11 protein-coding genes are annotated in these 9,904 nt (G+C 71.4%); 6 read left to right on the top strand and 5 right to left on the bottom strand.

Annotation, left to right across the window (positions count from 1 at the left end; genetic code table 11):
• Window positions 1-157: 157 nt before the first annotated feature.
• A complete protein-coding gene (locus AC1MIR_RS01950) occupies window positions 158-1,150 on the bottom strand; it encodes a Bug family tripartite tricarboxylate transporter substrate binding protein (protein ID WP_480026501.1) in 993 nt (330 codons plus the stop codon).
• Window positions 1,151-1,259: 109 nt separating this feature from the next.
• On the opposite strand from AC1MIR_RS01950, the gene AC1MIR_RS01945 reads away from it, so the two are divergent.
• From AC1MIR_RS01945 to AC1MIR_RS01930, 4 genes are all read left to right on the top strand, one after another.
• Entirely contained in the window at window positions 1,260-1,979 is a 720-nt protein-coding gene (locus AC1MIR_RS01945; protein WP_480026500.1) for a DUF1028 domain-containing protein, read from the top strand.
• Window positions 1,980-2,124: 145 nt separating this feature from the next.
• On the top strand, window positions 2,125-3,336 hold the full coding sequence (locus AC1MIR_RS01940) for an MFS transporter (protein WP_480026499.1): 1,212 nt from the start codon (window positions 2,125-2,127) through the stop codon (window positions 3,334-3,336).
• 29 nt (window positions 3,337-3,365) lie between these two features.
• Window positions 3,366-4,331 (top strand): Gfo/Idh/MocA family protein, encoded by a 966-nt coding sequence (locus AC1MIR_RS01935; protein WP_480026498.1) that lies wholly within the window; start codon window positions 3,366-3,368, stop codon window positions 4,329-4,331.
• Between the two features lie 31 nt (window positions 4,332-4,362).
• Window positions 4,363-5,007: a histidine phosphatase family protein gene (locus AC1MIR_RS01930; protein ID WP_480026497.1), complete on the top strand. Its 645-nt coding sequence runs from the start codon at window positions 4,363-4,365 to the stop codon at window positions 5,005-5,007.
• 9 nt (window positions 5,008-5,016) lie between these two features.
• Here AC1MIR_RS01930 and pobA read toward each other — a convergent pair whose 3' ends face one another.
• On the bottom strand, window positions 5,017-6,195 hold the full coding sequence (gene pobA / locus AC1MIR_RS01925; RefSeq protein WP_480026496.1) for a 4-hydroxybenzoate 3-monooxygenase: 1,179 nt from the start codon (window positions 6,193-6,195) through the stop codon (window positions 5,017-5,019).
• 131 nt (window positions 6,196-6,326) lie between these two features.
• Between pobA and AC1MIR_RS01920 the strand changes: the two genes are divergently transcribed.
• Both AC1MIR_RS01920 and AC1MIR_RS01915 read left to right on the top strand, forming a co-directional pair.
• On the top strand, window positions 6,327-7,070 hold the full coding sequence (locus AC1MIR_RS01920) for an SDR family NAD(P)-dependent oxidoreductase (protein ID WP_480026495.1): 744 nt from the start codon (window positions 6,327-6,329) through the stop codon (window positions 7,068-7,070).
• Window positions 7,071-7,192: 122 nt separating this feature from the next.
• Window positions 7,193-8,269 (top strand): tartrate dehydrogenase, encoded by a 1,077-nt coding sequence (locus AC1MIR_RS01915; protein WP_480026494.1) that lies wholly within the window; start codon window positions 7,193-7,195, stop codon window positions 8,267-8,269.
• A gap of 78 nt (window positions 8,270-8,347) precedes the next feature.
• On the opposite strand, the gene minE is transcribed toward AC1MIR_RS01915, so the two are convergent.
• From minE to minC, 3 genes are all read right to left on the bottom strand, one after another.
• Window positions 8,348-8,632, bottom strand: coding sequence for a cell division topological specificity factor MinE (minE, locus tag AC1MIR_RS01910; protein WP_137177783.1), 285 nt, complete (start codon window positions 8,630-8,632; stop codon window positions 8,348-8,350).
• Window positions 8,632-9,450, bottom strand: a complete 819-nt coding sequence (gene minD, locus AC1MIR_RS01905) for a septum site-determining protein MinD (protein WP_480026493.1) — start codon at window positions 9,448-9,450, stop codon at window positions 8,632-8,634. The genes minE and minD overlap by 1 nt, the downstream gene beginning before the upstream one ends.
• 35 nt (window positions 9,451-9,485) lie before the next feature.
• Window positions 9,486-9,904: septum site-determining protein MinC (minC, locus tag AC1MIR_RS01900; RefSeq protein ID WP_480026492.1), on the bottom strand; the 419-nt coding region annotated here is incomplete at its 5' end.

The following is a 9,904-nucleotide window of genomic DNA, read 5'->3' as shown; positions in this document are numbered from 1 at the left end:
AGGCTGTCATAGCGGGCGCAATCGGCGACAGGCTCGTGCCGCAGCCGCAGCGCCTCCGGCGTCAGGATCGTCGCCACCGGCGGCGGGTAGCGCGGGCCCCCCCCGGGGTTGACCCCCCCCGGCCCCCCCGGCCCCCCCCCCCCCCCCCCGGCCCGGATCACTCGGAGCGGATGCCGCCGGCGCGGATGATCGGCGTCCAGCGCGCGATCTCGCGCTGGATGTGCTCGGCGAATTGCTGCGGCGTGCCGCCGACCACCGTGCCGGCCTGGGTCTCGAAGATGCGCTGCTTCACCGCCTCCATCGCGGCGATACGGCCGAACACGTCGTTGATGCGCGCGACCAGCGCCGGGTCCATCCCCGCCGGGGCCACGATGCCGTGCCACACGGCGACGCGGAATCCCGGAATGACGGAGGAGACCGGCGGCACGTCGGGCAGCAGCGGCGTGCCCTCGGGGTTGCCGATACCGAGCGCCTTCGCATTGCCCTGGCGGATCTGCCCGATGCCGGAGGAGACGGTCGGGAAGCCGAACTGCGCATCGCCGCGGATCAGCGCCGTGACCATCTCCGACCCCGACCGGTAGGGCACATGCACCATGCTGATGCCGGCCTCCTTCAGGAACAGCGCCATGAACAGGTGGCTGCCATTGCCGTTGCCGGCGGAGGAATAGGTGAAGCCGTCGGGCCGCGCCTTCGCCGCCGCGATGACCTCCTGCATCGTGTTCGCCGGCACCGAGGGATGCTTCATCAGCACCGCCGGCAGGTTCACCAGGTGGATGATCGGCGTGAAGGACGTCGCCGGATCATAGGCGAGGTTCGGGTTCAGCTCCTTGCCGATGGCGTTGGCGCCGACATCGGCCATCATCAGCACGCTGCCATCCGGCCGCTCGCGCGAGACGGCGAGGCCGGCGATCGTCCCGCCCGCGCCGGCGCGGTTCTCCACCACGAGGGTCTGGCCGCCGGTCACTTCCGGGAAGCGCTGCGCGACGGTGCGCGAGAGGGTGTCGATCGCACCGCCCGCGCCGAAGGGCACGATCAGGCGGATCGGCCGGTCGGGCCAGGTCGCCTGCGCACTGGAACCGGCCGGCCAGAGCGCGGGCGCGGCGAGGGCGGAGGCCAGCATCAGGGCGCGGCGGCGCGGCAGCGAAGTCATCGGTTCGTGTCCTCCCGGTTGCAATCTGGGCGCAAAATGCGGCGCCAGGCGCTTGCGCGCAACCGCCGCAGCCGATGTAGTGGGGTGGAGACGGGAATCGGATGGCCCCATGACCTGGTCCATCGTTGCGCATGACCCCGCAACCGGCGCCTTCGCGGTGGCCGTCGCCACCTGTGCCTTCGCGGTCGGCGCCTCCTGCCCCTTCGTCCGGTCGGGCGTCGGCGCGGTGTCCACCCAGTCCATGACCAACCGCTATCTCGGCCCGGCGGTGCTGGATGCGATGGCGCGCGGCCTGTCGCCCGCCGCGGCGATCGAGGGCGCCCTGGTCGGTGACGAGGGGAAGAACCTTCGGCAGATCCACGCGGTGGACCGCCACGGCCGCGCCGCCGCCTTCACCGGCGCCAATTGCGTGGAGTGGTGCGGCGACATCACCTCGGCCGGCGTCTCCTTCGCCGGCAACATGCTCGCGGGGCCGGCCGTGCTGGCCGACACCTACGCCGCCTACGTCACGCATGCCGAGCTGCCGCTGGCCGAGCGGCTGCTGATCGCCCTCGACGCCGGCGATGCCGCGGGCGGCGACAAGCGCGGGCGCCAATCGGCCGCGCTGGTCATGGTCACCACCGAGGATTTCCCCGACCTCTCGATCCGCGTGGACGACCACGGCCAGCCGCTCGACGAGCTGCGCCGTCTCTATGAGGTGTGGCTGCGCGAACGCGCACCCGGCCTGAAGGACCAGCCAAGCAAGGCAAGGCCCTCCGGCACGGTGGACATGGATGCGATCGAGGCGCGCTGGAAGCGCCAGGGCCTGGACCTGAAGTTCCGGCGCTAGCGCCTGATCCGCGAAGGCGGAATCGCCGGAGCGGTGAATCAGCCGCTCAAAGACTGGGCTACAGCGTGATCCATGAAGGTGGATCTCGCTGTAAGCCTCGCCCCGGCTTTACGCGGGGCGCGGCCGGACGCAGGCTGCGCAGCCGATGCGCGCGCCCTGGCTGCCGGCCCTTCTCGCCACCCTCCTGATCCAGACCGTCGGCAGCGCCACCAGCCAGTTCGTGCCGGTCGTCGCGCCGCGCATGACCGCCGATCTCGGCGTGCCGCCCGAGATGGTCGGCAACTTCTCCTCCCTCAACACCTTCGGCGCGATCCTGTTCCTGCTGTTCGGCACGCCGCTGGTCGCCGCCTTCGGCCCGGCGCGACTGCTGCAATGGGGCGTGCTGACCGGCGCCGCCGCGCTGACGCTGGTGGCGATGGGCCAGCTCTGGCTGCTGCCCTTCGCGGCGATGCTGATGGGCATCGGCTACGGCCCGACCGGGCCCGCGGGCAGCCGCATCCTGCAGGCGACCGCGCCGCCACGACACCGCGTGCTGATCTTCTCGGTGAAGCAGGCCGGCGCCCCGCTGGGCGGCGCGCTTGCCGGGCTGGTCGCTGCGCCGGTGGCGGCGACCTGGGGGTGGCAGGCGGCGATGTTCTGTGGCGTGGCGGCTGCGGTGACCGCCGCGGTCGCGCTGCAGCCGATGCGCCGGACGCTGGATGCCGAGCGCAACCCGGCCTTCCCGCTGCGCCAGGCCTTCACGCTCCGGCGGCTCGGCGCGCCGCTGGCGACGCTCAGGATGCATCCCGTGCTGCCGCCGCTCTGCCTGCAGGCCTTCGCCTTCGCCGCGCTGCAGGGCTGCCTGTTCAGCTTCACCGTGACCTGGCTGGTCGAGGCGCATGGCATGGCGCTGACCGTGGCCGGCACGCTCTACGCCACGATGCAGCTGGCCGGCGTCGTCGGCCGGCTGTTCCTGGGCTGGGCGGCGGACCGGCTGGGCGATGCGACGCGCAGCCTCTGCATCCATGGCCTGGCGGCGGCGGGGCTCTCGGCGCTGTGGGTCCTCGTCGGCCCGTCGCTGTCCTGGGTGCCGGCGCTCGGCCTCGCCTTCCTCTGCGGCTTCACCGCCGCGTCCTGGAACGGGATCTTCCTGGCGGAGGTCGCCCGCGTGGTGCCGGCCGACCGGGTGGCGGAGGCCTCCTCCGGCGCGATCATGCTGTGCTTCCTCGGCTATCTCTCGGCGCCGAGCGCCTTCGCCTTCGCCGTCGGCGCCACCGGAAGCTGGACGCTGCCCTTCATGCTGGCCTGCTTGCTGCTGGCTGGCGTGTCGCTGCTCGTGATGGCCTGGCGGGGTGCGCGCGGCGCTCCGCTGCGGTAGGGGGGTGCGGCGGAACCTGGGAGGACGTCATGGCGGTCGCGCTCGGCATCGTCGGCTTCGGGATCATGGGGGTGCGGCTGCTGCGCGCCGCGCTGAACCACGACCCCGCCGTGCTGCGCCCGGTCGCGGTGTGGGACCCCTCCCCCGCCGCCGCCGCACGGCTGGCCGAGGTCGCGCCGGGACTGCCGATGCTCGGCTCCGCCGCCGAGGTCATCGCCGCCTGCGACGCGCTCTATGTCGCCTCACCCCCTTCCTCCCACATCGCCCATGCCGAGGCCGCCTTCGCCGCCGGCAAGGCGGTGTTCCTGGAGAAGCCGCTCGCCGCCGACCTGGATGCGGCGCGGCGCTTCGTGGCGGCGGCCGAGGCCGCAGGGCGGCGCGCGGCGGTGAACTTCCCGATGGCCTCCTCCCCCGCCGTCGCGCAGCTTTCGGCCTGGCGCCGCGATCTCGGCGCACCGAAGGCGCTGACGATCCACCTGGCCTTCGCCACCTGGCCGCGCGGCTGGCAGCAGGGCGCGGCAAGCTGGCTGGCGAAGCGCGCCGAAGGCGGCTTCACGCGGGAGGTGCTGTCGCATTTCCTGTTCCTCACGCGCCGCCAGCTCGGCCCGCTGACGCTGCTGGCGCGCGACGCCACCTTCCCGCCCGGCGACGGCGCCGAGACGGCGATCCGCGCCACCCTCTCGGCCGGCGGCGTGCCGGTGGAGATCACCGGCGGCGTCGGCACCACCGAGGCCGACGACCACAATGAATGGAAGCTGGAGAGCGCGGGCGGCGCCATCCGGCTGCGCGACTGGTCGTTTGCCGAGAAGCTGGCCGTGGATGTCGGCTGGCACGCCGCGCCGGATGCGCTGCCGAACGAGCGGATGCGCCCGCTGGTGCTGAAGGGGCAGCTCGACAAGCTGGCCGCGCTGACCCGCGGCGAGCCGGCCGACCTCGCCACGCTGCGGGAGGCGCTGGAGGTGCAGGAGGTGGCGGAAGCGATCCTCGGGGCTTGAGCCGTCGCGCGGCGCAACGATCTCATTGCGCATGCTGCGCCGCACGCTTCTCGCCCTGCCCCTTCTCGCCACGCCTGCCCTGGCGCAGCCGCGCCTGGTGCCCGTCACGCCCGAGCAGCCGGAGGGCGCGGCGCTGGTGGCGCGGCTGCGCCAGGGCGGGCTGGTGCTCTATTTCCGCCATGCCGACACGCGCGGCGAGCCCTGCGATTCCAGCTATCGGATCGGCGACCGCGCCGGGCAGCGCAACATCTCGCCCGCCGGCGTGGCGCAGTCGCGCCGCATCGGGGAGCGGCTGCGCGAACTGGGCATCCCGGTCGCGAAGCCCGTGCTGGCCGGGCCGGTCTTTCGCGCGCGCGACACGGCGGAGCTGGCCTTCGGCGCCGCCGATGTGGTGGTGACGGACAGCCTCCTGGCGGACGACTATGCCGGCGCGCGGCTGTCCTGGGTGCTGGCCGAGCATCGCCGCCTGTTCGCCGCGCCGGTCCCAGCCGGGGCCAACCGCGTGCTGGTCGGGCACCGCACGCCCGGCATCATGGTCGGCGGCGATGCGGTGGGCGGCCGCGCCTTCCCGGAAGGCTCGGCGCTGGTGATCGCGCCGGGTGGGGACGGCTTCGCGATCCTCGGCGTGCTGGAACTGGCGCCGCTGCCCGGCGGCGGCTTCCACAACTGCGGATAGGCGGCTCCGCTACACCTCGAAGGGCAGGCCGACATAGTTCTCGGCCAGCGTCGTCATCGCCGCGCGGCTGGTCGCGACATAGTCCAGCTCCGCCACCTGCACGCGATGCTCGAAGCGGTCGTCGCCGTCGAAGCGGTGCAGCATCGAGGTCATCCACCAGGAGAAGCGCTGGCCCTTCCAGATGCGGCGCAGGCAGATCTCCGCGTAGCGGTCCAGCAGATCGGTCTCGCCCGCCGCGTAGAAGCGCTCGATTCCGCGGGCGAGCACGCGGATGTCGGCGATCGCCAAATTCATCCCCTTGGCGCCGGTGGGCGGCACGATATGCGCGGCGTCGCCGGCCAGGAACAGCCGGCCATGGCGCATCGTCTCGCAGACGAAGCTGCGCATCGGCGTCACGCCCTTCTGGAAGATTTTTCCTTCTTCCAGTTCCTCCCCGCAGCCGAGGCGCCGGTGCAGTTCCTCCCAGATGCGCGCATCGGGCCAGAGGGCGAGGTCCTCGTCGGGTGCGCATTGCAGGTAGAGCCGGCTGATCGTGTTGGAGCGCATCGTCGCCAGCGCGAAGCCATCCGCGTGGCGAGCATAGATCAGCTCCTCGCTGACCGGCCGCGAATGGGAGAGGATGCCGAGCCAGGCGAAGGGATAGACGCGCTCATAGATCGCGAGGTCGGGGATCGCCGGGCGGCAGATGCCGTGGAAGCCGTCGCAGCCGCCGATGAAGTCGCATTCCACCGCCTGCTCGCGGCCCTCGTGGCGGAAGGTGATGCGCGGCGTCGTGCCGGTGACGTCGTGCACCGCCACATCCTCCGCCTCGAACAGGATCGGCGCGTGGTCGCGCCGGGCGCCGGCGGCGATGCGTGCGGCGATGAGGTCCTTCACCACCTCCTGCTGGCCATAGATCGTGACCACCTTGCCGGTCAGCTCGGTCAGCGGGATACGGTGGCCGACGCCGTCGAAGCGCAGCTCGATGCCGTGATGCACCAGCCCCTCGCGGTGCAGCCGGTCGCCGACGCCGGCCTCCGTCAGCGTCTCGACGCTGCCCTGCTCGAGCAGGCCGGCGCGCACCCGCTGCTCGACATAGTCGCGCGACCGCGCCTCGATCACCACGCTGTCGATGCCGGCCAGGTGCAGCAGGTGCGAGAGGAGCAGGCCGGACGGCCCGGCGCCGATGATGCCGACCTGGGTGCGCATGGCGCTGCGTCCTCCTGCCCGATGGTTTGGGGGGCCAACCGTCCCGCCCCAATGTGCCCATCCCGGCCCGGTTGGCAACGGGGATGGTCGGGCCGAGGATGCGCCGCGGCGCAAAGGAAGGGAAAGCCAGGATGAACAAGGTCGCGGTGGTGACGGGCGGAGCGCGCGGAATCGGGCGGGGCTGCGCCCATGCGCTGGCGGAGCGCGGCTTCGACCTCGTGCTGGTTGACCTGCTGGCGCCGGAGATGGCGCGCACCAGGGGCGAGCTGGAAGGAATGGGCGTGCGCTGCCTGACCTTCGAGGCCGATGTCGCCGACCATGCCAGGGCGAAGGGCATCGCCGCCGAGGTGGAGGCGCAATGGGGCCGCTGCGACGTGCTGGTGAACAACGCCGGCAAGGCCAACCCGAAGGGCATCCTGGACTGCACGGAGGAGGAGTTCGACCGCACCATCGCGATTAACCTGAAGTCCTGCTTCAACTACATCCAGGCCTTCGTGCCGCTGATGAGGAAGGGCGGCGGCGGGCGCATCGTCTCCATGTCCTCGCTCAACGCGCATACCGGCGGCGTGACGAGCGCGGTGAGCAAGTTCTCCTACGCCGCGGCGAAGGCCGGCATCATCGGCATGACGCGGGCGCTGGCGAAGGAGCTGGGGCCGGAGATCGCGATCAACTGCGTCTGCCCGGGGATCATCGAGACCGAGGTCGGCAACAGCCTGACGAAGAGCCGCGGGCCGGAGCTGGCGAAGAAGATCGCGCTCGGCCGCGTCGGCAAGCCCGCGGATGTCGCGCGGGTGGTGGCCTTTCTGGCGGCCGAGCAGCCGAACTTCATCACCGGGCAGGACATCAAGATCGACGGCTTCCAGTGGGAGATCTGAGTTTTTCGCTCCCTCCCCCGCTTGCGGGGGAGGGTCGGGGTGGGGGTGGCGCGCCCGCTCCCGGCGTTGCCCCCACAGCGCGGCGTTGTTAGACCCGCCGCCGGAGGAAGGAAGGGCAGACCATGCGCAGGCACAGGATCGCGGCGATGGGCGGCGACGGCATCGGGCCGGAGGTGATCGCCGCCGGCTGCCGCGTGCTGGACGCGGTGGCGGAGGCCGATGGCGGCTTCGCCTTCACCACCGAGACCTTCGACTGGGGCAGCGCGATGTATCGCGCCACCGGCCGCATGATGCCGGCGGACGGGCTCGATCGCCTCAAGGATTTCGACGCGATCTTCTTCGGCGCCGTCGGCGCGCCCGACATCCCCGACCACATCACCCTGTGGGAGCTGCGGCTGGCGATCTGCCAGGGCTTCGACCAGTACGCGAATGTCCGCCCGACGCGCCTGCTGCCCGGCGTGGTCGGCCCGCTGCGCGAGGATCTCGGCCGGCGCATCGACTGGGTGATCGTCCGCGAGAATTCCGAGGGCGAGTATGCCGGCGTCGGCGGCCGCGCGCATCGCGGCCTGCCGATCGAGGTGGGCATGGATGTCGCGGTCTTCACCCGCGTCGGCGTCGAGCGGATCTGCCGCTATGCCTGCGAACTCGCGATGACGCGGCCGCGGAAGAAGCTGACGGTCGTCACCAAGTCCAACGCCCAGCGCCACGGCCTGGTGATGTGGGACGAGGTCTGCGCCGATGTCACCGCGCAGTTCCCCGAGCTCACCGTGGACAAGATGCTGGTGGACGCCATGACCGCGCGCATGGTGATGAAGCCGGAGACGATCGACACCGTCGTCGCCACCAACCTGCATGCCGACATCCTTTCCGACCTCGCCTCGGCGCTGGCCGGCTCGCTCGGCATCGGCGCGACGGGCAACATCGATCCCACCCGCAAGCGCCCCTCGATGTTCGAGCCGATCCACGGCTCGGCCTTCGACATCACCGGAAAGGGGATCGCGAACCCGCTGGGCTCGTTCTGGACCGCCTCCATGATGCTGGAGCATCTGGGCGAGGGCGATGCGGCACGCCGCCTGATGCGCGCGGTGGAGGCGGTGACGGAGCGCGGCGAGGTGCTGACGCCCGACCTCGGCGGCCGCGCGACCACGGACCAGGTGACGGACGCGGTGATCGGGGCGCTGAAGGGCGCGAACCTGTAGCGTCGCGGGTAGCCCTCTCCCCCACTCATGGGGGAGAGGGCTTTGCGTGTGCGGGTGGGAAGGGCGCTTGCCGCCGCCTCAGCTCGCGCGCCGCAGCCCGGCGCCCTGCGGACCGGGCAGGTCGATCTCGATCGCCAGCGTGGACATGTCGCCGCCGCGGTCGAGCGACACGTTCACCTTGCCCGGGTCGATCGCGACGTATTTCGCCACGACCATCACGATCTCCTGCTGCAGCTTCGGCAGGAAATCCTCGCGCGTGCGGCCGATGCGCTCATGCGCGAGGACGATCTGCAGGCGCTCCTTCGCCTGGTCCGCGGTCGCCTGCTCCGGCTTTCGCGAACGGAAGAAATCGAGCCAGCTCATCAGGCAGCCCTCCCCCCGAACAGGCGCGAGAAGATCCCCTTCTTCTGCGCTTCCAGGAAGCGGTGCTCCACCTTCTCGCCCAGGAAGCGGGCCACCGCGTCCTTGTAGGCCTGGCCGGCGATGCTCTCGGCGTCCATCACCACCGGCGTGCCGGTGTTGGAGGCACGCAGCACGCTCTCGCTCTCCGGCACCACGCCCAGCAGCGGGATCGCCAGGATCTCCCGGATATCGTCGAGCTTCAGCATCTCGCCCTTCTCGACGCGGGCGGGGTCGTAGCGGGTGACGAGCAGATGCTCCTTCACCGGCTCGCGCTTTTCCTCCGCGCGCTTCGACTTGGACTGCAGCACGCCCAGGATGCGGTCGGAATCGCGCACCGAGGAGACTTCCGGGTTGGTCACCACGATCGCCTGGTCGGCGAAATAGAGCGCCAGCAGCGCGCCCTTCTCGATCCCGGCGGGGCTGTCGCACAGGATGTAGTCGTGGTCCTTCGCCAGCTCCTCGATGATCTGGCCAACGCCTTCCTTGGTCAGCGCGTCCTTGTCGCGGGTCTGGCTGGCCGGAAGGATGGAAAGCGTGTCCACGCGCTTGTCGCGGATCAGCGCCTGGTTCAGCCGCGCCTCGCCCTGGATCACGTTGACGATGTCGAACACCACGCGCCGCTCGACGCCCATGATCAGGTCGAGGTTGCGCAGCCCGACGTCGAAATCGATCACCACCACCTTCTTGCCCCGCTGCGCGAGGCCGGTGGCGAAGGCGGCGGAGCTGGTGGTCTTGCCGACCCCTCCCTTCCCCGATGTGACGACGATGACTTCCGCCATGCAAACCCCCTGCCTTGTCCCCTGTCGCTGCCGGTTCAGGCCAGCGGATCGAATCGCATCTGCTCGCCGATCAGCCGGGCCATGACGGCCTTGCCGATCGGCGCACCGCCGAGGCCTTCCCGCACCGCGTAGTAGCCGGCGATCGAGACGAGCTCGGGGTCGAAATGGGTCGCGAAGATCCGCGCCTCGGTCGCCGACTGTCCGCCGGCGATGGCGCGGCCGAGAAGCCTGCCATAGACGTGGATGTTGCCGTCCGCGATGACCTCGGCGCCCGGATTGACCGTGCCGACCACCACCAGATCCGCGCCCTGCGCCCAGATCCGCGTGCCGGCGCGGACATGCTGGTCCACGATCATCGTGGGCTTCGCCGCGCCCTGCTGCTGCGCCTGCACTGGCGGCGGTGCGGCCGGCGCCGCTTGCGGCGGTTCCGGGGCGGCGGCCGGCGCCGCCTCGG

Source organism: Falsiroseomonas sp. RANM36, assembly GCF_056682175.1.
Note: the sequence above shows the minus strand (reverse complement) of the source record. Positions and strands in the feature narration are given on the sequence as shown.